Annotated in this window: 26 protein-coding genes; 15 read left to right on the plus strand and 11 right to left on the minus strand. The window is 41.1% G+C overall.

What is annotated here, in order from left to right; translation table 11 throughout:
- Window positions 1–1,869, minus strand: a 1,869-nt coding sequence (locus QZ576_RS21395; RefSeq protein WP_297101366.1) for an ABC-F family ATP-binding cassette domain-containing protein, incomplete at its 3' end; no start/stop codon positions are given.
- A gap of 3 nt (window positions 1,870–1,872) precedes the next feature.
- Window positions 1,873–3,138, minus strand: a complete 1,266-nt coding sequence (locus QZ576_RS21400; RefSeq protein WP_297101370.1) for a serine hydrolase — start codon at window positions 3,136–3,138, stop codon at window positions 1,873–1,875.
- A gap of 290 nt (window positions 3,139–3,428) precedes the next feature.
- Between QZ576_RS21400 and nth the strand changes: the two genes are divergently transcribed.
- Window positions 3,429–4,073 carry an endonuclease III gene (gene nth / locus QZ576_RS21405; protein ID WP_297101373.1) on the plus strand — a complete coding sequence of 215 codons (645 nt, stop codon included), beginning with the start codon at window positions 3,429–3,431 and terminating at the stop codon, window positions 4,071–4,073.
- Window positions 4,074–4,253: 180 nt separating this feature from the next.
- Here the strand turns inward: nth and QZ576_RS21410 are convergent, their stop codons facing one another.
- From QZ576_RS21410 to QZ576_RS21425, 4 genes are read right to left on the minus strand one after another with little or no spacing between them, the layout of a single operon-like run.
- Window positions 4,254–5,687: a pyridoxal-dependent decarboxylase gene (locus QZ576_RS21410; RefSeq protein ID WP_297101375.1), complete on the minus strand. Its 1,434-nt coding sequence runs from the start codon at window positions 5,685–5,687 to the stop codon at window positions 4,254–4,256.
- 51 nt (window positions 5,688–5,738) lie between these two features.
- Complete coding sequence (locus tag QZ576_RS21415) at window positions 5,739–6,011, minus strand: acylphosphatase (protein WP_297101376.1); 273 nt, start codon at window positions 6,009–6,011, stop codon at window positions 5,739–5,741.
- 53 nt (window positions 6,012–6,064) lie between these two features.
- On the minus strand, window positions 6,065–6,982 hold the full coding sequence (locus QZ576_RS21420; protein ID WP_297101379.1) for a hypothetical protein: 918 nt from the start codon (window positions 6,980–6,982) through the stop codon (window positions 6,065–6,067).
- Window positions 6,983–7,030: 48 nt separating this feature from the next.
- Window positions 7,031–7,387: a hypothetical protein gene (locus tag QZ576_RS21425; protein ID WP_297101381.1), complete on the minus strand. Its 357-nt coding sequence runs from the start codon at window positions 7,385–7,387 to the stop codon at window positions 7,031–7,033.
- A gap of 162 nt (window positions 7,388–7,549) precedes the next feature.
- Here QZ576_RS21425 and QZ576_RS21430 point away from each other — a divergent pair, with 162 nt between their 5' ends.
- A complete protein-coding gene (locus tag QZ576_RS21430) occupies window positions 7,550–7,798 on the plus strand; it encodes a hypothetical protein (protein ID WP_297101385.1) in 249 nt (82 codons plus the stop codon).
- A 171-nt stretch (window positions 7,799–7,969) separates the two neighbouring features.
- On the opposite strand, the gene QZ576_RS21435 is transcribed toward QZ576_RS21430, so the two are convergent.
- From QZ576_RS21435 to QZ576_RS21445, 3 genes are all read right to left on the minus strand, one after another.
- Entirely contained in the window at window positions 7,970–8,965 is a 996-nt protein-coding gene (locus QZ576_RS21435; RefSeq protein WP_297101388.1) for an FAD:protein FMN transferase, read from the minus strand.
- A 98-nt stretch (window positions 8,966–9,063) separates the two neighbouring features.
- Window positions 9,064–9,507, minus strand: a complete 444-nt coding sequence (locus QZ576_RS21440) for a MarR family winged helix-turn-helix transcriptional regulator (protein ID WP_297101391.1) — start codon at window positions 9,505–9,507, stop codon at window positions 9,064–9,066.
- A 97-nt stretch (window positions 9,508–9,604) separates the two neighbouring features.
- Window positions 9,605–10,090 (minus strand): glutathione peroxidase, encoded by a 486-nt coding sequence (locus tag QZ576_RS21445; RefSeq protein WP_297101395.1) that lies wholly within the window; start codon window positions 10,088–10,090, stop codon window positions 9,605–9,607.
- A gap of 171 nt (window positions 10,091–10,261) precedes the next feature.
- Between QZ576_RS21445 and QZ576_RS21450 the strand changes: the two genes are divergently transcribed.
- The 7 genes from QZ576_RS21450 to QZ576_RS21480 all read left to right on the plus strand — a co-directional run bounded on the left by QZ576_RS21450 (window position 10,262) and on the right by QZ576_RS21480 (window position 14,228).
- Window positions 10,262–10,561, plus strand: a complete 300-nt coding sequence (locus QZ576_RS21450; RefSeq protein ID WP_297101400.1) for a helix-turn-helix transcriptional regulator — start codon at window positions 10,262–10,264, stop codon at window positions 10,559–10,561.
- A 59-nt stretch (window positions 10,562–10,620) separates the two neighbouring features.
- Complete coding sequence (locus tag QZ576_RS21455) at window positions 10,621–10,851, plus strand: thioredoxin family protein (RefSeq protein ID WP_297101403.1); 231 nt, start codon at window positions 10,621–10,623, stop codon at window positions 10,849–10,851.
- A 59-nt stretch (window positions 10,852–10,910) separates the two neighbouring features.
- On the plus strand, window positions 10,911–11,348 hold the full coding sequence (locus QZ576_RS21460) for a nitrophenyl compound nitroreductase subunit ArsF family protein (protein ID WP_297101406.1): 438 nt from the start codon (window positions 10,911–10,913) through the stop codon (window positions 11,346–11,348).
- A 6-nt stretch (window positions 11,349–11,354) separates the two neighbouring features.
- A complete protein-coding gene (locus QZ576_RS21465) occupies window positions 11,355–12,068 on the plus strand; it encodes an aromatic aminobenezylarsenical efflux permease ArsG family transporter (RefSeq protein ID WP_297101408.1) in 714 nt (237 codons plus the stop codon).
- Complete coding sequence (locus QZ576_RS21470; protein WP_297101409.1) at window positions 12,056–12,280, plus strand: (2Fe-2S)-binding protein; 225 nt, start codon at window positions 12,056–12,058, stop codon at window positions 12,278–12,280. The genes QZ576_RS21465 and QZ576_RS21470 overlap by 13 nt, the downstream gene beginning before the upstream one ends.
- Before the next feature lie 88 nt (window positions 12,281–12,368).
- A complete protein-coding gene (locus QZ576_RS21475) occupies window positions 12,369–13,424 on the plus strand; it encodes a permease (protein ID WP_297101410.1) in 1,056 nt (351 codons plus the stop codon).
- Between the two features lie 30 nt (window positions 13,425–13,454).
- Window positions 13,455–14,228, plus strand: a complete 774-nt coding sequence (locus QZ576_RS21480) for an NAD(P)-binding domain-containing protein (RefSeq protein WP_297101412.1) — start codon at window positions 13,455–13,457, stop codon at window positions 14,226–14,228.
- A 364-nt stretch (window positions 14,229–14,592) separates the two neighbouring features.
- Here QZ576_RS21480 and QZ576_RS21485 read toward each other — a convergent pair whose 3' ends face one another.
- Complete coding sequence (locus QZ576_RS21485) at window positions 14,593–14,985, minus strand: hypothetical protein (protein ID WP_297101415.1); 393 nt, start codon at window positions 14,983–14,985, stop codon at window positions 14,593–14,595.
- A gap of 102 nt (window positions 14,986–15,087) precedes the next feature.
- Entirely contained in the window at window positions 15,088–15,411 is a 324-nt protein-coding gene (locus QZ576_RS21490; protein ID WP_297101418.1) for a hypothetical protein, read from the minus strand.
- 311 nt (window positions 15,412–15,722) lie between these two features.
- Here QZ576_RS21490 and QZ576_RS21495 point away from each other — a divergent pair, with 311 nt between their 5' ends.
- From QZ576_RS21495 to fabF, 6 genes are all read left to right on the plus strand, one after another.
- A complete protein-coding gene (locus QZ576_RS21495; protein WP_297101421.1) occupies window positions 15,723–16,655 on the plus strand; it encodes a magnesium transporter CorA family protein in 933 nt (310 codons plus the stop codon).
- Window positions 16,656–16,917: 262 nt separating this feature from the next.
- Window positions 16,918–17,253: a helix-turn-helix transcriptional regulator gene (locus QZ576_RS21500; RefSeq protein WP_297101424.1), complete on the plus strand. Its 336-nt coding sequence runs from the start codon at window positions 16,918–16,920 to the stop codon at window positions 17,251–17,253.
- 20 nt (window positions 17,254–17,273) lie between these two features.
- Window positions 17,274–17,699 carry an arsenate reductase ArsC gene (locus tag QZ576_RS21505; protein ID WP_297101427.1) on the plus strand — a complete coding sequence of 142 codons (426 nt, stop codon included), beginning with the start codon at window positions 17,274–17,276 and terminating at the stop codon, window positions 17,697–17,699.
- 34 nt (window positions 17,700–17,733) lie between these two features.
- A complete protein-coding gene (arsB, locus tag QZ576_RS21510; protein ID WP_297101430.1) occupies window positions 17,734–18,765 on the plus strand; it encodes an ACR3 family arsenite efflux transporter in 1,032 nt (343 codons plus the stop codon).
- A gap of 152 nt (window positions 18,766–18,917) precedes the next feature.
- Window positions 18,918–19,748: a nitroreductase family protein gene (locus QZ576_RS21515; RefSeq protein WP_297101433.1), complete on the plus strand. Its 831-nt coding sequence runs from the start codon at window positions 18,918–18,920 to the stop codon at window positions 19,746–19,748.
- A gap of 148 nt (window positions 19,749–19,896) precedes the next feature.
- The gene (gene fabF / locus QZ576_RS21520; protein ID WP_297101436.1) at window positions 19,897–21,147 is read left to right on the plus strand and encodes a beta-ketoacyl-ACP synthase II; all 1,251 of its coding nucleotides are present in this window, start codon (window positions 19,897–19,899) and stop codon (window positions 21,145–21,147) included.
- Window positions 21,148–21,356 lie beyond the last annotated feature (209 nt).

Below are 21,356 nucleotides of genomic sequence, written 5' to 3' on the forward strand. Positions count from 1 at the left end.
TTCCAGCCAACGTAATTCTTTTTCGTCAAGCTGCGATTTCATGTCGTCTAATTGCAACGATTTTTCGTATAATTCGTCGTGGTTCAATGTGCCTGAATTGAGCAATTCTTCCAATTCTCCAATCTGCTCTTCCAGTTCCGGTATTTCGTTTTCCAGCTGCTCAAATTCACGTTTTTCGTTATACGATAATTTCTTTTTTGTTTGCGGTTGAGACGGTTTTGCAACAGTTTCCGATTTTGCTTTTGCTTCGGCTTTCTTTTTAGATTCTTCTTTTGCCTTTCGTTGCTCCTCTTCCTCCACTTTGTTACGGTAAACAGTGTAATTTCCCGGGAAATCACTAATCACTCCTTCGCCTTCAAAAACAAAGAGGTGATCCACAATTTTATCCATAAAAAAGCGGTCGTGCGAAACCACTACCACACAACCTGCAAACGACTGAAGATAATCTTCCAGTACATTCAACGTCATAATATCCAGGTCGTTGGTTGGCTCATCGAGAATGAGGAAATTCGGATTTTGCATCAAAACCGTGCACAGGTATAAACGTCGCTGCTCGCCACCACTCAGCTTTTCAATGTAATTGTATTGTGTCTCTGGCGGAAAAAGAAAATGTGTCAGCATTTGAGTGGCACTCATTTTCGAACCGTCTTCAAAATGAATGAACTCAGCAATTTTTTGTACCGCTTCAATCACTTTTTCCTGCGGATCGAAAGCAATTCCTTCCTGGCGATAGTAGCCGAATTTTATCGTCTGGCCAATTTCAATGGCGCCTGAATCGGGAGTTAATGATTGGGTTAACAAGTTAAGGAAGGTAGATTTTCCGGTACCGTTTTTACCCACAATCCCCACTTTTTCGAAACGTTGAAATTTATACGAAAAATCTTCGATCAGCTTTACACCGGGGAACGATTTGGAAACATGCTCCAGCTCGACAATCTTTTTACCCAGTCGTGCTGACTTCACGTTCATTTCCACTTTATCTTCGCGAATATTTTGCGAGGCTTTGTCTTTTAAATCCTGAAACGCATCGACACGATATTTTGCCTTGTGGCTCCGTGCTTTTGGCATGCGGCGCATCCACTCAATTTCGGTGCGCATCAGGTTTTTTGCTTTGCTTATGCTGGCCTGTTGCATGGCAATGCGTTCGTCGCGTTTTTCCAAAAAATACGAGTAATTACCCTGGTAACGGTAAATCTGGTTGTCCTCCATTTCGATGATCTCGTTACAAACACGGTCAAGGAAATAGCGGTCGTGCGTTACCATCAGCAACGTAGATTTTGTTTTCTCGAGATAAGCTTCCAGCCATTCAATCATTTCCAGATCGAGGTGGTTAGTGGGCTCGTCAAGAATTACCAGATCAGGTTGATTGATTAGCACTTTTGCCAACGCCAGTCGTTTTTGTTGGCCACCTGAAAGCTCAGAAACTTTCTGCTCCAGGAAATTGATCTTCAGCTCTGTCAGGATCTGCTTAATTTCCACTTCAATGGCCCAGGCATTCAGCTCGTCCATTTTTGCCGAAATAGCTGTGATCTCATCCTGTTTGTTATGGGAAACTGCCAGCTCAAAAGCTTTTACTGTTTTTATCTTTTCGTTGTCGCTTTCAAAAACCTCCTCAATAACGGTGTTGTTCGGGTTCAAGTCAGGAATCTGCTCGAAATAGCCCATTTTAACATCGTTAGTGAGTGTGATCACACCTTCGTCGGGCGATTCTTTTCCTGCCAAAAGATCGAGCAGGGAAGATTTTCCTGTTCCGTTTTTTGCAATAAGCGCAACTTTAGCTCCTTCAAAAACAGTGAAGGAAATATTTTCAAAAAGCATTAACTCTCCCCATCGTTTCGAGAGGTTTTCAGCTTGTAAAAATGGTTTCATGATTTACGATTTGTTTTGCGAAGAATCGTCTTTTTCTTCTTCTTGTAAGGCCACGCTGTCTTTGTAATCAAACAACATATTCAGGAAAGCAGGAATGTTTTTGGCTGTGGCGCTGTTTGGGGAATTGCTCAAAATGGCAATGCCAATATCTTCCTGGTCGCAAAGGGCAATTTCAGCTTTGTAACCCAAAACATATCCGCCGTGGTAAGCAATTTCGCGACCTTTGTAATCTACAATTCGCCAGCCAATACCATAACGTTTTGATTTTACATCGCGGCCCCAGCTGCGGAAATAGGTACGCTTTAACGGCGAATTTACTTGCGGAGTAAAAACCGTTTGACGTGCTTTTGTATCGAATATCTCCGAATTATCGTCGGTTAAAGTGCACAGAAAATGCCCCAAATCAGAAATGCTGGCATTAACCCCGGCTGCCGGAGCAGTGGTGTAATAGCGGTCGTTCAGGCGCATTGGGCTGTAACGGTTGTGCCCGCGATTATAGTGTGGATATGCTTTGTTGTCGTTGTTCTTAAAATCTTCAAAATTCACCGAAGCATCGGCCATTCCAAACGGTTGGAATAATTTTTCTTTAATCACCGACTCAAAAGTCTGGTGTGTTTTTGCACATGTAATCGGGTCGTAAATGCTGTAAACCACATTTTGGTAGCCATAAAGTTGCCCGGGAGCAGCAGTCAGATCCACCTGATCCAGTCGCTCAATAATTTGTTCCAATGGCACTTTGTCTTCAACCATTAAATCGTAAGCGTGTGGAATCAATCCTGAGGTGTGGCTCAATAAATGACGAACGGTAAGTTGATTCGTGTATTCCGGATTTTTGAGTTTGAAATTGGGAAGGTAGTCAACAATGCGGTCGTCGAGTTTTACGATATTTTCTTCATCAAGAATTCCTGCTAAAACTCCGGTTACCGATTTTGAAACGGAAGCCAGACGAAAGACCGTATTTTCGTTCACCGGATTTTTCTCTCCGGCTTTCCGAACACCATAACATCTTACCAGCGCAATTTTTCCTTTGTAGGTAATCACTGCTGCAGCTCCAACAGTTCCCGATTCTTTTAAATTTTGTTCCAGTAAACTATCGAAACGTGTAACTGTATTCTCAATTTCAATAACGGGATTATATTCAGGCTCAACAACAGCAATCTCCTGTGGGGCTTGTGCCTCTGCCTTTTCTGTTCCTACGAACGATTGTAATTTGAAAGCCAGAATTGCCAACCCAACTACTACCACAACTACGTAAATTCTTCTCTTCAAAACGATTCCTCCTTCACAATTTCAAACAAAAATAAAATTTATCTGCTTGATTTTTAGGTGAAGTGGAATTTTCTGGACATTTTTTATTCACTACTTAGTATTAATAACCTGTGAAACGGAAAAAGCCGGCATGAACCGGCTTTTTATTTTGCTGTTTAATTATTACTTAAAACCATTTCACGTAGGGGGAGAAACGATGCTTAAGCAATTCATTTAATATGACTGTGCTTATTTATTTTTGTTACACCTTATGAGAAAAAATTTCGGTTATTTTTGAAAAAAATTAGAAAATGAGAAAGAAAGAACTCTTTGAATACATCATAGATTATTTTGAAAAATCAATGCCAATTGCAGAAACAGAGCTCGATTACGGGAATCCGTTTGAGCTGATCGTTGCAGTGATTTTATCGGCTCAATGCACCGATAAAAGGGTGAATCAAATTACTCCCGAATTGCTGAAACGATTCCCAACTCCGTACAAAATGGCGGAAGTGGAGCCGGCAGAAGTTTTCGATTACATAAGAAGTTGCTCGTATCCGAATAACAAAGCCAAACACCTGGTCGGGATGGCGCAAAAGCTCATTGAGTTATTTGATGGCGAAGTTCCGAGCGATGTTGATGACCTGCAAAAACTACCCGGCGTTGGACGAAAAACGGCCAATGTTATTGCTTCGGTAGTCTACAATAAACCGGCGCTGGCTGTTGATACCCATGTTTTTAGAGTTGCAGCTCGTATTGGATTAAGTACAAATGCAAAAACGCCTCTGGCAACCGAGCAGCAATTGATGAAATATATTCCTGAAGAATTAGTGCCAAAAGCACATCACTGGCTTATTCTGCACGGTCGCTACACATGTTTGGCTCGCAAACCCAAGTGTGAGAAATGCGGATTAACCGAGGTTTGTAAGTTTTATAAAAAGGAGGTTAAGAAGTAATTTCTACTTCTTCGATTCATGAATGTCCGTTAAGAGTCTAATCAGTACGTCACCCTGAATTTATTTCAGGGTCTTCATTCCAAATTATTGAATTTGAGTGATGATAGATGCTGAATCCGTCAGCTGACGGACAGCATGACGTTGTAATAATGATTATGACACAATACGGCTATTCAATTTCTATTCTAAAGTTTTCGCAGTTTCCTGAATTATTTTCCAGGCATTCTTTACATGCTTTTCTTCAATGTGTGTTTGCCCGATATTCATACGAAGCACAACTTGCCCGTCTAATTTTGTGTGGGTAAAAAAGATCTTTCCGGCTTCGTTAATGGTGTTCATCAATTTCAGGTTGAACGCATCATCTGATTTATGACGGAAACCAACCAAATTCATTGTTGTCGGAACAACCACTTCGAAATCTTCGGAGTCTTTTACCCAGCTTTCAAATTCTTTGGCCAGTCGTACGTGTTCGCGAATAAGGTGCTGAAGTCCTTCAACGCCATAATGTCGAATTACAAACCAAAGTTTTAACGCCCGGAAACGCCGGCCCAATTGAATGTGCCAGTCGCGGTAATCAAACACCTCGCCCGATTCTGTGGCTTTGTTACGTAAATATTCAGGTAGAATGGAAAAAGTATTAATCAGTTCGTTGCGGTTGGCCACCCAAAAAACATTACAATCGAAGTTGGTGAACATCCATTTGTGTGGATTAAAACTGTAACTGTCGGCCAGTTCAACGCCATTGGCTAAATGTCGGAATTCAGGACAAAGCATTGCTGTTCCTAACGATGCCGCATCAATATGAAACCAACATTTTTCCTGTTTGCAGATTTTTCCAATTTCTGGTAGTGGGTCGATTGCAGTTGATGATGTTGTACCAATAGTTCCGCAAACAAAAAATGGAATTAATCCCTTGGCGCAGTCTATTTTTATTTGTTGTTCGAGCAGGTTGGTTCGCATCGAACAGTTTTTATCTACGTCGATCAATCGCAAATTGGCTCGTCCGATTCCGGCAATCTTTATTCCTTTTTCTACCGATGTGTGGGTTTGTGAAGAGACATAAGCCACCAACTTTTTATCCAGTCCGTTTTCGTTCGTTTTAAACGCTGTAACCCTTTCGCGTGCTGCAATAATAGCTGTTAATGCTGCCGTTGATGCGGTATCCTGAATAACACCGCCACCCGATGAAGTTGACCGAAAATGTTTGGGCATGTCCATCATATCGGCCAGCCAGTCGAGTACCCGGGTTTCAACTTCTGTCGCTGCCGGACTGGTGGCCCATAACATTCCCTGCACGCCAAGTCCTGAGGAAACCAAATCTCCCAAAATTGAAGGAAATGAAGTGTTAGCATTAAAATAGGCGAAAAAGTTGGGCGATTGCCAGTGCGTGATTCCCGGCATTATTTTCTCATCGAGGTCTTTAATCATCTCGTCGATACTTTCGCCTTGTTGAGGTGCTGCATCCGGTAATGAGTTGATAATGTCACCGGGTTTTACCTGCGAAAGCACCGGATAATCTTCTATTTGTTCGTAATAATCAGCAATCCAGTCAATTATTTTTTTGCCTTCTTTCCGGAACTGTTCCGGAGTCATATGATAGTTTTTATTTTCCAATTTTATGTGGTTTAGATTGTTCAAATGAAGTTCTGTAAATAAGGAGTGAAATCAATACCTGACTTCAAAATCGGTATACGTTTCAATCACCTGCAGCTCGGCATGGTGAACACTTTTTACGAGGGAAAGGGGAGGCCCGACCCAAAGATAATCTACCAGTGTTTTTACGGCAGGCTCGGGGCCTTGTGCCAGAACCATTACACCGCCATCGACGGTGTTGCGTACCCAACCGGTTACATTTAGTAATTTGGCCTGTTGCTGCACGTAGTAGCGAAAACCTACTCCCTGAACCCGGCCGGTAACTCTAATTTCGTATTGAACCATATTTTTACATTCAAGCGAACGTAAAAGTAATAAGAATAATATTGAAAGCCTGATTAAGCTTGTACCAAATAGTCGGTTAGTTCTTTTTTCGTGGTTGTGTATTTATCGGTTAAAGTGGAATCGGCAGCCTGCAATTGATTGACAATTCTGGAAACCTGATTTAGTACATTGACACAACCATCGTACGAGCGATTGATTTTGCTTTGTACTACCCAGTCCATAATCAGGTTGTCGAAAAAGTAATCGGCGAAAGTAGTAAGTCCGTCCAGCTGCAAATCCATTGAGCTTACTTGGTTAACCTGCACATCTTTAAGTTCGCGATTGAATTTGCGCAGCCAGTATTGCACATCGTGGATCAGTGCTTTTGCTTCGTCCATTTGCGAATGTTTTACAGCTGTTACCAATAGGCCACCTCCAACCATGTCGAATGCTCCCCAGTTTTGTGCTTTGCGCAAAGAGTTCAGTGCCAGCTTTAAACCTTTGATGGCCATTTTGCCGGCATGAATTGCTTCGTTCACTTCTTTCTTTTGCGAAAAGTAGTATCCCAGTTGTTTTTCGTATTTCTGAAGTGTGCCATCGTTTGCAGCTTTTAGTTGCTGCTCTTTTGCTGATAAGAGCGCATTATAATCTTGTTCAGGATTTCCGCATTGCTGCAATTCGCGGCTTAGTCGTTCAAGCTCTTGCTTAAGGTTTTCAACCTGTTTTTGGCAATTCTCGTATTTAAGTTTGGCTGCCAGATATTCCTGCCGTTCTTTGTCAAGCTTCTTTTCTTTGGTTCCTAAAATATCATGAAAAAGGCTGGTTAATCCACCTTCTTCCAGTCGCTTAACATCTTCAAACTCCTTCTGCAGTTCTTTTTCGAGTTGAATTAACTTGTTTTGTTCCTGAGTAAGTTCTTTTTGAGTACGGTTTAAAAGTTTCTCAATGCGGTTCTTTTCTTCCGCACTTTCTTTCAATTGAATGAGGTTCATGTTATACTGATTGTTTTTTGTAAAAGTAGAAAAAGATTTTTCTCCGGGTTAATTTTTAAATGCTTCTACATTTTCTGGTTGCACCAGTGCCCAGATTGAATAAACACCGATTCCCGTTCCGATTGGGAAACTGAAAAGATTCAGTACAGAGATGATGAGTGTAAGAATTCGTGCCCATTCTTTACGTTTGAATAAACCTATTCCGGCGAGAATTCCCGGCAAACTCACTACAAAAGCAATGATCATGATTACGTTGGCGATGATTGAAAGTACAATTTCTGCGTCGTGATCATCGGCAAAATCGCCAATTACGTGAAACAGTGCAAAAATGGCTCCGGCGATGAGAAGTCCTAAAATGCTGTAGACAATTTGTAGTGTAGCAACTACGTTGATGTGTTTTTCCATGACTTGTTTGTTTTTTGTTATCATGAATTTACGAAAATGACTTGTGAAGCGGTGAAACTTTTAGATGAACAGCAACAATTTGCCGTTAAATTAGTTATTTAGATAGGGTTAGTTAATTAGAAAACTTTAATTTTGCATAGCAAAGTTTCAAAGGGATAGGATATGGAAATTTTAAAAGTAGTTTTATTGGCAGTTGCCTTACTGGGCATTGGAATGTTGGGAATGGCGATGAGGATTGTTTTTCTTAAAGGAGGAAAATTCCCGAATACGCACGTTGGAGGAAACTCGCATTTAAAGAAAAACGGTGTTTATTGTGCAACCACGCAAGATAAGCTGGCGCAGCGCGACGCCCGAAAAGAACTGCAATTCAAAAAATTGAATTTAATAACAGATACAGAAGCCGGTAAGTAACCGGCTTTTTTTATTCAGTGAGACCCAAATTACAGGAGAGAAACGAACTGTAATTTGATGGTCGAACTAATCCCGATAGCGGAGCGTATCGGGATAAATGAGTTAATGCTCCGATCCTTATTTTTTAGGAAAACTTTATATTAATACGTTGTTAGTTTGTAACGAGAACGCTCATTTTCTAAGCATTTCGCCAAAACCTTCCGACATATAAACCTGGTTTTCGCCATTATCGTCGGCATAAATAAAATAGATTTCCATTCCCGGCACCTGGCGCGCAATTTCAATACCTACATCTTTACCCAACACCATAAAAGCTGTGGCAAAAGCATCAGCAGTCATACAGTCGTTGGCAACTACCGAAGCGCTTAATAAACTGTGCTGTACCGGGTATCCTGAAATCGGGTCGATGGTGTGCGCATATTTTTTACCGTCTTCTTCGTAAAAGTTCAGGTAATTACCTGATGTTGCCATGGCGCGATTATCAAGCATTAAAGCTGCACTTAACTCGTTCTCAAAAGGATTTTCGATGGGCTCGCGAATTCCTATAGTCCAGACTTTGTCTTTGTCGTTCACGCCTTTTGCCACAACCTCGCCGCCAATGTCAACCATGTAGTTCAGGCAGCCTTTCTTTTGCAGAAATTCACCGATCAGGTCGCATGTGTAACCTTTGGCAATGGCACTCATGTTTATGGTCATGTGCGGATTTTCCTTTACGATCTTGCCATTTTCCAGGCCGATCTTTTCATAGCCACAAATTTGCTTTAACGAATCAACTTTTTCATCCGTCATTTTCTGACGATCCTCAGGGCCAAATCCCCATGCGCTGATCAGTGGACCGGCAGTAATATCAAAAGCGCCATTTGTAATTTTTGCAATTTCTTCAGCTTTTAAAAAGCAGGTTACAAATTCCGGCTCAAGCTCAACAGGAGTGTTGTTATTTACTTTTGTTATTGTCGCCTGCTTGTCGTAATGCGAAAAAATGTGCGACAGCCGCTGTAGCTCTTCATCAATAGCAGTCTGAAGATCTTCGCCGTTTGGGCTTTCGTATTTAATGTTGTAGTAAGTGCCATAAATGGTTCCGTTATTGGCAATGTATTTCGATGTGCCGGTGTTGCAGGCTTGAAATATAAGGATCAACCCAATTAGGAGAAGTATTCGCTGATTCATTTTTACGCATTTGAATTTGCTGCGAATTTAGGAAATTTATGCGCAAGGGGCGGTGCTATGGAGGGGAAATACTAAAGAAGTTTAAAGGAAGCTGCCGGCTATCGATCTGTCATCGAATCAATCAAACGGTTAAGTTTTTCGCGCAGGTCGATTAGTTCCTCAACCGAGATTTTGTCGGTGTCGAGTTGAGCGGCCAGCTTTTCCGGTATTTCAGCTGCCTGCGTGCGCAACTGGTGCCCTTTTTCTGTAAGGGTAACCGTTACTTTTCGTTCATCTTCCTCCGATCGGGTGCGTTTTACAATTCCCTGCACTTCCATTCGTTTTAAAAGCGGAGTAATGGTGTTAGTATTCAATATCAGCTTTTTGGCAATTGTATTTACCGGCATGGAATCGTGTTCCCAAAGCACCATTAAAACCAGGTATTGCGGGTAGGTAATTCCCAGTTCGTCGAGCATTGGCTGGTAGGTGCGAGTTATCAAGCGCGAGGCAGCATAAATGGGGAAACAAAGCTGATTACTGAGTTTTAACTGTTCGAATTCCATGTGATTTATTTTTTGTGTAAAGATAAAAAATGAAGTCGCTGCAGCGTTTCAACAGCGGCTTCATTTATTACGATTTGTCATCGTTCATTTTCTGCATTTAATTCTGCAAAAGTTTTGCAATGTGGCCTTCCAATTTTTCCGGTTTTGTGGTTGGTGCAAATCGTTTTACCGGATTACCCTCGGCATCGATCAGAAATTTCGTGAAATTCCATTTGATTTTACTACCCAAAGTTCCACCCAATTCTTTTTTCAGGTACTTGTAAATAGGGTGGGCATTTTCGCCGTTTACATCGATTTTTGAGAACATGGGGAAAGTTACACCATAGTTCAACAGGCAACCTTCGGCAATTGATTTTTCGTCGCCGGGTTCCTGGTTGGCAAACTGGTTACACGGAAATCCCAGAATCACCAATCCTTTGTCTTTGTATTCTTTGTACAGTTTTTCCAGTCCTTCAAACTGGGGAGTTAATCCACATTTACTAGCCGTGTTTACCACTAAAACTGTTTTCCCTTTGTAGCTGTCCATGGCAACTTCTTTGCCCTGCAAACTTGTTGCTTTAAATTGATAAAAATTGTTTTCCATTGTTTAATTGTTTTCTTATTTGTCTTTTATGAAAATATCGTGCGCGATACAAATGTAAGAATAATATTTAGTGTCGCAAGCGATATAAAATAAATATTAATTAAATGGAACGATAAATTCATATTTCGAAAAACTGTTCGTACTTTTGCGAACAACGAACAATGTGGATAGATGGAAGTACAAATTATTACAGATCAGCAACAAAAAATAGCCCGTTACGCAAAAGCGCTTGGACATCCGGTGCGTGTGTATGTGCTGCAATTGCTGGGCAAACAGAGTTGTTGCTATAGTGGCGATTTAAGTGACGAGCTGCCAATTGCAAAGTCAACTTTGTCGCAACATTTAAAAGAATTAAAGGATGCAGGATTGATTCAGGGCGAAATTGAAGCTCCCCGAATTAAATATTGTGTGAACAAAGAAAACTGGGCAGAAGCACAGGAGTTGTTCAAAGATTTTTTGAAAATAGACTAAAAATTTTACACATATCGTTCGTGATTTAGCGAACAATAAATCAAAAAAACCAAGGAAAAATGGATATAAAAGTATTAGGAACCGGCTGTGCAAAGTGTAAAAAGCTGGAAGAGCGGACAAAAAACGCCATTAGTGAATTAGGCGTTGAGGCATCGATCGAAAAAGTGGAAGACATTTATAAGATTATGCAGTTTGGTGTGATGAATACACCGGCGCTGGTAGTCGACGGGAAAGTTGTTATGAGTGGACGACTTCCGGGAGATAAAGAATTGAAAGAATTATTGTCGTAATAACCAACGACACAACCGATTTAGTAATAAAAATATCAACAACCTTTAACAGAAATGTTATGAAGAAATTAATTAGTATTTTAAGTATTATGCTGTTTGTTGGCGCATTATCAGCAAATGCTCAATGTTGTTCAGGTGCGGCTAAAAGTGGTCCAAATGCATCGGGTGACGGATGTGCTGTAGCTCAACAAAAAAGCGAAGTAAAAGCCTACTATTTTCATGCAACAAACCGCTGTGTGACTTGCCAGGCCGTTGAAAAAGTTGCCAAAGAAACAATCGAGGAGAACTACAAAGGAAAAGTAACTTTCGAGTCGATCAATCGCGAAGAGGAGAAAGATAATCCGTTGGTGAAAAAGTATAAAATTAGCGGACAAACGTTATTGCTGGTAAAAGGCGACGAAATGGTTGACCTTACCAGTTCTGCATTTATGAATGCACGCACCAAACCTGAAAAATTTGAACAGCGCTTAAAGTCTGAAATTGACGAGCTGCTCTAATCGAATATGGAGGTATTACAAACAATTTTTGAGAACTCAGAAATTCCGATATTGTCGGCATTTATGCTGGGGCTTATGACCGCCATAAGCCCTTGCCCGCTGGCAACCAACATAACAGCTATTGGCTACATCAGTAAAGATATTACCAGCAAGAAAAAGGTATTTTTTAATGGTTTGGTTTATACTTTAGGACGTGCCTTTTCTTACACAGCAATCGGATTGTTGTTCTTTTTAGGGGCCAGTCAGTTCGAGTTCTCTTCGTTTTTTCAAACCTGGGGCGAAAAGATTTTAGGTCCGTTACTTATAATAATTGGACTTTTTATGTTAGGCGTTTTAAAACTGTCAATTCCGGGAGTTGGTTCGCTAACCGAAAAAATGCAAAACCGCTCGAACAGCGGATTTTGGGGCGTGCTATTACTGGGAATTGTTTTCGCACTAGCCTTTTGTCCGTATAGCGGCGTTCTTTATTTTGGCATACTCATCCCGATGACCATAAGCAGTGCCAGCGGCTTGTACCTGCCAATTGTTTTTGCACTGGCCACCGGAATTCCGGTTATCATTTTTGCATGGCTTATTGCCTTTAGCGTTGGCTCAATCGGTAACCTGTACAACAAAATGAAAACCTTTGAGATTTGGTTTCGCCGCGTAATTGCCGTGCTTTTTATTGGTGTGGGTGTTTATTATATTCTAATCCTATTTGTTTTACCATGGATAAGATAATTTGTTATTGTAAAAATATTAGCGAAGCAGAAATTCGCTCTGCAATCGACAAAGGCGCAAAAAGTTTGCAGGATATAAAAGATACAACCGGCGCGTGTACAGGCTCGGATTGTAAAACGCTAAATCCTTCAGGAAAATGTTGTGCCGATGATATTCGCAATATTTTAGGTGAGCAGAAATCGGATAAGCCAAAGTGTTGCTGTTGTGGATAATGTTGATTGCTGTGAGTGAATTAAGAGTAGGAGCTTGCAACGATTATTGAGGTAAAAAATTTTAACGAAATAGTTCGTAAAAATACGAATGGAAAACGAGATGAGAGAGAAAGTGATTGCATTAAACAGAAAAACAAACGGTTGGTTACTCCCGCTTTTTATGTTACCAGTTTGGCTATTATTGTACATGAACCTGCAAAACATTGCCGATTTAATTATCGACGATGTGGCAGGAATGACGGCCGGAAAACACTTAACCGAGACACTGCGCTTTTTTATTTTCGAAGTGCCAAAAGTGATGTTACTGCTGGTACTTATTATTTTCGGAGTAGGAATAATTCGCAGCTATTTCTCTACTGAGAAGACGCGAAAATTGTTGCAGGGGAAATCGCTGTTTACCGGAAACATAATGGCAGCTTTGTTAGGTATTGTAACTCCTTTTTGTTCGTGTTCGGCAATTCCGCTGTTTTTGGGATTTGTTGAAGCCGGTATTCCAATTGGAGTTACTTTCTCTTTTTTAATTGCAGCACCTATGGTAAACGAGGTTGCACTTGTTTTGCTGGTTGGTTTATTCGGATGGAAAGTGGCACTTATTTATGTGGGCACCGGTTTAACGATTGCTATTTTTTCGGGCTGGCTGATCGGGAAACTAAAAATGGAAAAATATGTGGCCGATTGGGTGTACAGCGTGAAAGCAAATGCTGGAGGTGTTGAGGAAGAAAAACTTTCGTTTAGCGACCGTATCCAAAAAGGATTTGATTCGGTTCGCGAAATTGTAGGCAAAATCTGGATTTACATCATTATCGGTATCGCGGTTGGGGCAGGAGCACACGGATATGTTCCGGAAGATTTCCTTGGCTCGCTGCTTGGGAAAGAAAACTGGTACGGTGTTCCATTGGCTATTTTAATGGGCGTTCCCATGTATTCTAACGCAGCCGGAATTATCCCAATTGTAAGTGTACTCATCGAAAAAGGAGTGTCGTTGGGCACTGCATTAGCATTTATGATGTCGGTAATTGCCTTGTCGCTTCCCGAGATAATCATTCTTAAGAAGGTATTAAAGTGGCAATTAATTGCAGCCTTTGTGGGCATTGTTGCTGCCGGAATCGTAATTGTAGGTCTCATTTTTAACTATGTGATGTAACTATTTTCAACTAACAATAAAACTCAAAAAATGAAAACAAAAACCATTGGATTTATTGGTGGCGGACGGATCACAAAGATCTTTCTGCAGGCGTTTCAAAACAAAAAAGTTGCTTTTGACAACGTTAAAGTATTCGAACCAAACAGCGAAACACTAAGTGCTCTTAAAGATTTATTTCCGCAGATTGAAGCAGCTGAATCGGCACAAGATGCCGCAAAACAGCAATTGGTAGTTTTAGCTGTTCATCCGCCGGTTATGGCCGAAACATTGGCAGCCATAAAAGATGTGGTCATAGAAGATACGCAAGTACTTTCGCTGGCACCAAAAGTTACCATCGAAAAGATTGCCGGTGCTTTGGGAACTTCAAAAGTTGTACGCATGATTCCGAACGCAACATCCCTCATAAACAAAGGATACAATCCTGTAGCATTTCATCCTGAAACCAACAAAAAAGCAAAAAAGAGCTTCCTGAAATTAGTTAAAGCCTTGGGTAAAAACTTCGAAGTGGCAGAGAATAAACTGGAAGGATATGCTATTGTTTCGGCTATGTTGCCAACCTATTTCTGGTTCCAGTGGGAAGAAATGCTAAAAGTTGCGGAAGCGACAGGTTTGGATGAGAAAGAAGCCAAAAAAGCAGTGGAAGCTACCTTGAAAAAGTCGCTGTCTATATTCTTTAAATCAGGAATGTCGGCCGATGAGGTAAAAGATCTGATACCGGTAAAACCAATTGGCGAAGCCGAAGAACAGATCAAAGAAATATATCAGACAAAACTGATGGGCTTATACGAGAAAATTAAGGCCTGATAAAGAATCATAATAACAGGAAAATGAAAGAGGGTAGCCAAACGGCATACCCTCTTTTAATGAACTTAACCTGAGTTTAACTTTAAAATAACTCACAGCTTTAGCTATTTTTAGTCAGAAACTTTCACCGATTTTTGAAGTACTATCGGGATAATTCGAGAAAATTGGGGGAAGTTTATGGCAAAAAGAGCAAAGCCCAAACGGGAAAGTCCTTCTCACGTCATCTTTGCATTTAAAACCCTTTGAAATAACCCGCTATTCCTGCAGAATTTTAAATACAAATCTGACGCAATTATGACTTTCTGTGAAAATATTTTAAAGTCAAACTCAGGTTTATATGGTTGCAAAAACAAAAACTCCAGTTTTAATCAGCCATTCCTAAAACAATTTTCAGGTAAAGGGCTTCAGGAAGCACGGCCGATTTTATCATGTAAAAATCATCGCCCGGTAGTAAAAACGAGATGTGATGAAATCGTACATAAGTGTGATAAAAAAAGCTGGCCCAGGCAAACTCCGGCGCCCGGTCGGGGTAATCGGCCCGAACAAATTCTTCCAGCGTTAATGTCAGCCGGTCTCCCGTAATTTTAATATTTCGTGGCGTACGAATAAAGAGTGGCGATTGAAGCAAAAGCTCCAGATTACTATCTGTGGTGTAGTTTACTTCAACTATTTCTACCTGGTTTGAACTATCATTAATTTTTTCAAGGTTAATTGCTTGATTTTGTGTGTATTCATTAAAATTTAGTATTGTTCTCATGATCGTGTTTTTTTAGTGTGAATAATTGTTTTTCCCTGAACGGGAGATGAGTACAAGCCTGCCAATCGATTTAGTATTGGCAAAATGTTACTCGATTTTAGATCACACTAAAGAGGGTGGTGGAAGGTCGATCAACCAGGCCGATAAAAGAAAGGAGTACTCGGCCGGAGAACATGCATCAACATCTTTTCCTTTCTCGGAGAAATAAGAAGGTGGTTCGTTGGATACTACTATTCCCGATCCCGGAGCAAAATATTCGGTATCTAAATCTTCCGAAATCAGTTGATCGGGAGAGATGATAACGTTTTGATTGATCTGTCTGGCGCAAAATGTTTCGCGCGAAGTTGTTTGAGACGGAAGCACATTATCGCTTGCCGAATTGATTCCGAGCAGCAAAAAACATACTATGTAAAAAATCCATCTCATGCGGTTTCTTTTGTTTCCGGGATTAAAGGTAGCGCTTTAAATATATTGTTGAACAGAATTAAAGTTAATTAGAGTTAACATTTCTTATCGAGTTGTTAATGACCCCGGTTGTGTGTGGCATTAAGAGTTCATTAACATATTTATTAGAACAAAAGCCGGGTTTTGGCGGTTTAAAACTACCTTTGCAGGCGAATTCAAAAAAAACGAAAATTAATATGGACGAAGGCCCGTATCATCGAGAATTAAAAAATAACTCTTACCGCTAGGAGCCGCATTGCCTCCTGCCGGTAAAAAACAGAGGAGGTAATACCATGTTGAAAATTTTCAAAACCTTTGGTGGATACAACGAAATTGAAAAGCCGGAAAGCGGTTGCTGGATCAACGTTACGCAACCTACCGCCAACGAAATAGAATTACTTACTAAAGATTTTAATGTACCGCAAGATGTTGTGCGCGATATTCTCGATGCCGACGAGCGTTCGAGGATTGAACACGATGACGACTGGTCGCTGATCATTATTCGTATTCCGGTGCCCGACAAAGATAACGGTGTTCCGTATTTTACGGTTCCGCTCGGTATTTTCATGACCGATAGTTTTACCATTACCATTTGTCAGGTTGAAAACGAGGTGTTGCCTTACGATAGCCCGTCGCTGTACCGCGATAATGTTCGGCCGGTGAAAGACGTGCTGAATTTTGCACTGAAACTGTTTCTGCGCACTGCCAATACTTATTTGCGTTACCTGAAATATATTAACCAGCAAACTGCCATTATTGAGCAGGATCTGGAAAAATCGATCCGAAATCAGGAGTTGAACCGATTGCTGAAAATGGAAAAGTGCCTGGTGTTTTTTATTACTTCGATAAAAGCCAACGAGCTGGTTTTGGCCAAATTAAAAAATGGAAACCGGCGCTCGATTAGCGAGATTAACGAAGATCTGTTGGAAGATGCCATTATCGAAAACAAACAGGCCCTGGATATGGCGCAAATTTATTCCGACATTCAAAGTGGAATGATGGATGCTTTTGCTTCGGTAATTTCGAATAACCTGAACGTGGTAATGAAACAGTTGGCTTCCATTTCCATTATTTTAATGATACCGACTCTTGTGGCCAGTTTTTACGGAATGAACGTGCCAAACAACCTGGAAACACATCGTTGGGCATTTTTCCTCATCCTCGGAATTTCGGTGGTTCTGGCACTTATCGGTATCCTCATTTTCCGAAAACGCGAGTGGTTTTAAAACCAATATACCTTTAGTAAATAATTCTACATTAACAGATTATCTTTTCAATACAATTTTTTGGGACTTTTACTCCAACCCTAAAGGGTGAAACCCAAAAAATCAATCTGGTTCCCGTTAGGGTTTAGGGTAAAACAGATTGAATTTTTCAATGAATCTGTTAAATTAGAAATAATCAGTTTACCTTAATTTAATGATTTGTTTAGATGTATATATACGTCGGGATTTATTTTGACGTATATTTGCGTCAAAATAAACAGCAATGGTACAATCAAAGACGGATTTATTTGAGGAGGAGCTGAAAACGCAGGCCGCCTGGTTTAAGGTGTTGGCGCATCCGGCACGTTTAAAAATTTTGCAGTACCTGTCGGAAGCAAACAGTTGCATAACCGGCGATCTTTCGGAAGAATTACCATTGGGAAGAACCACCGTTAATCAGCACATTAAAGAGTTAAAAGAAGCCGGTTTGATACAAGGTCATATCGAAGGCGTTCGTACAAAATACTGTTTGAATCCGGAGAAAATTACCGAGGTAAAAGCAATAATCGAACAATTCTTAAATGGTCTGAATGTGGGAGATTATGAATGTAAATCATAATAAAATTCAATAAAAATAAAATGAAAGTATTAATTCTTTGTACAGGTAACAGCTGCCGCAGCCAAATGGCACACGGCTTTTTACAATCGTTTGATGAGCGTATTCAGGTAGAGTCAGGAGGTACTGAAGCTTCCGGAAAACTTAACCGTAAAGCCGTTAAAGCAATGGCCGAAATTGGTATCGATATCAGCGGACATACTTCTGATTCGGTTCAGAAATTCTTAAACGACAAATGGGATTACGTAATTACCGTTTGTGGTGGTGCCAACGAAAATTGTCCTGCTTTTTTCGGTGAAGTGAAACATCGCCTGCACATCGGCTTCGACGATCCGTCGCACGCTACCGGCACCGATGAGTTTATCTGGAGCGAGTTTATTCGGGTGCGCGACGAAATCAAAGAACGGTTTTACAAACTGTACGAAGAGGATATTAAACCACAACTGTAGATCACTTTTTGTGTAACAGTTAATGGAACAAGAAATGGGTAACAGCAAAAAACAAATCGGTTTTTTTGAGAAATACCTCAGTCTGTGGGTGGCAATTTGTATTGCTGTGGGAATTGGCATCGGGCACTTCGCCGGAGACAGCATCCAGGTATTGAGCAATATGGAAATATACAAGGTGAATATTCCGGTTGCTATTTTAATCTGGATGATGATTTATCCGATGATGCTACAGGTTGATTTTTCGAGCATTAAGAATGTGGGCAAACGCCCCAAAGGTTTAATCCTCACATTAGTTGTAAACTGGTTGATAAAACCTTTTACCATGGCATTTTTTGCCTGGATCTTTTTCTCAAAACTTTATTCGGCTTTTATTTCGCCCGAGCAGGCCGGTGAGTACATTGCCGGAGCAATTCTACTGGGAGCAGCACCTTGTACAGCCATGGTTTTTGTGTGGAGCTATTTAACCAACGGAGATCCGAACTACACGCTGGTACAGGTTTCGGTAAACGACCTGGTTATTTTGGTGGCGTTTATCCCGATTGTGGGATTACTATTGGGAATAACAAATATTACCATCCCGTACGACACGCTGGTTGCCAGTATAGTTGTATTTGTGGTTGTGCCGCTTCTGGCGGGTTACATCACCCATAAACTACTTGTTAAACGAAAAGGTCAAGATTGGTTCAAGAGCATCTTCCTTCCAAGATTTAAGCCGGTGTCGATAATTGCCTTGTTGCTTACGCTGATTTTGTTGTTTGCATTTCAGGGAGATATTATCGTTAAAAATCCGCTGATTATTGTGCTGGTTGCCATTCCACTGGTTATTCAAACCTACTTTATCTTTTTTATAGCCTGGTTTGGTGGCCGGAAATTAAAATTACCGCACGCCATTTGTTCTCCTGCAGCGATGATTGGTGCCAGCAACTTTTTCGAGTTGGCCGTGGCCGTGGCAATTGCATTGTTCGGATTACAATCGCCTGCTGCAATGGTTACAGTAGTTGGTGTTTTAGTTGAAGTTCCGGTAATGTTATCGCTGGTGAGGCTGGCGAACAAATGGAAATACTAATTCCACTAGAATAGGTTTTAGATGAAGAACAGGTAACAAGTAGCTAATGAGCTAAATGTTACCTGTTTTTTGTTTTACCCATTTGGCGGAAACGCAAAAAGAGTGTTCTCATTGCAACTGCTATCTTTGTGCTACCAAAAACAAAAACCAAAATGATCGATTTTAAAATAGATAAGCAGAAATGCACCCAATGTGGTTTGTGTGCCGCCGATTGCCCAACATTGGTGATCAACCCAAAAAGCGAATACCCAGAAATTAAAGAAGGAAAAGAAGCGCAGTGTATAAAATGTCAGCACTGTCTGGCTATTTGTCCATCGGCAGCGTTATCAATTTTAGGGAAAAATCCGGAAGACAGTATTCCGGTTAAAAAGAATATTGTTGATCCGGAGGCGATGGCACAGTTGGTAAAAACACGCCGCTCGATCCGTAAATTCAAGTCCGATGAACTGAAGCCAGAATTCATTCACGAATTGCTGGCAACGGCCGCTTATGCACCTACCGGGCACAACAAAAATGCAGTGTTGTTTTCAGTGGTTGATAATAAGAATGACCTGGCAAAATTTCGGGAGCTGGCGTATGCAGGAATCAAAAAGGCTTTCGACGAAGGAAAACTTCCGGCACCGATGGTATTTATGAACGATTTTCAACGTTTGTGGTACAGCAAACAAATCGACGTTATTTTCCGTAATGCTCCGCATTTATTGATTGCCTCGGCACCAAAAACAATTGCCACGCCCGAAACCGATGCTACTATTGCCATAAGTTATTTCGAAATGCTGGCCAACAGTAACGGCCTTGGCACGCTGTGGAATGGTTTTGTAAAATGGATAATTCGCGATATTGTTCCTGAATTAGGAATTAAAATCGGTCTTCCCGAAGATCATGTGATTGCAGGTGTGTTGCTTTTCGGAAAACCGGCGGTAAAATATGCGCGTTCTATTCAAAGCGAAGGACTGCATTTGAACCGCATTGAGATGGATTAAAACTGAATTTGAAGGGCACAGAAAGTTCATCTTTTAAATAAGTGGTTATATTTGTCTCAATAACACAATTGCAGTAATGCTGTTGTGATCAAACTAAGAAACTGAATCATAAAATTTTGCATGCCGCCAGCGGTAATGCCGTTTATTTATGGAAAAACGACGTGTTGTAATCACCGGTTTGGGAGCATTAACTCCTATCGGAAATAATATAAACGAATTCTGGAAAAACGCAGTGAGCGGAACAAGTGGAGCTGCACCAATCACCAAATTCGATACATCCAATTTTAAAACAAAATTTGCCTGCGAGCTCAAAGGCTTTAACGTAAAGGAGCATCTCGACCGGTCGGATATTAAATGTACCGACCTGTTTGCGCAATATGCACTGGTTACTACCGGCGAAGCTTTGCAAGACAGTGGTTTGGATCTGGCAAGCATCGATCCGTACGACATTGGCGTGATTTGGGGATCGGGCCAGGGCGGAATGGATTGTTACGAAAAGGAAGTAAAAGTTTATGCCAAAACCAACATTCCTCGTTTTAGCCCGATGTTGGGGCCAAAGATGCTGATTAATATGGCGGCGGGAATGATTTCGCTAAAGTATGGTTTGAAAGGAATGAGCTTTACCACATCGTCGGCCTGTGCTACTTCGAACACGGCCATTATGGATGCCTACAACTACATAAAATTGGGGAAAGCCAAGGTTTTTGTAACCGGAGGATCGGAAGCCGGAATTATTGAAATGGGAATCGGTGGTTTTAATTCCATGCGTGCGTTGTCGGTAAATAATGAGCACCCCGAGTTGGCGTCGCGGCCGTTTGATGTAAACCGCGATGGGTTTGTAATGGGAGAGGGTGCCGGAACCCTGATATTGGAAGACTACGAACACGCTAAACAACGTGGTGCAAAAATATATGCCGAAATGGTGGGAGCAGCCATGACCTCGGATGCCTACCATGTGGCCGCATCGCATCCCGATGGCGAAGGCGCTTCAAAAGCCATGGAGTTTGCGTTGAAAGAAGCCGGAGTGAAACCCGGTGAGGTGGATTACCTGAATGCACATGCTACATCAACACCTATTGGCGATATCAGTGAGATAAATGCGGTTCGACGATTGTTTGGCGAAAATCCGCAGAATCTGAAAATCGGTTCGTCGAAATCGATGACCGGACACTTGCTGGGAGCTGCCGGAGCGGTGGAATCGATTCTTTGTATTAAAGCCATCGAAAACGGGATAATTACACCAACTATAAATACTACCGAGATTGATCCGGTAATTCCGAAAACGATAAACATTGTTACCAGAGAAAGCGTGCATACTAATGTTGATGTGGCCATTACCAACAGTTTTGGTTTTGGTGGACACAATGCTACTTTGGTGTTTAAAAAGTGGGTGGAATAGGTTGCACGCAGATTTCGCGGATTTACGAAGAAGAAATAAATCTGCGATTATCAGTCTGAAACTTTCTTAATATAAAACATTTGTGAATACCGGGAATCACTAATAACGATTTACGTAAGCTATTGTAGGATTACTCTCCCTCATTCCCTCTCTATTCTTATGAAACAGACAAGGGATTAATGTAATTTTGTAGGTACTCTTTTTCTTTT

This window comes from uncultured Draconibacterium sp., assembly GCF_913060805.1.
Taxonomy (GTDB): Bacteria; Bacteroidota; Bacteroidia; order Bacteroidales; family Prolixibacteraceae; genus Draconibacterium.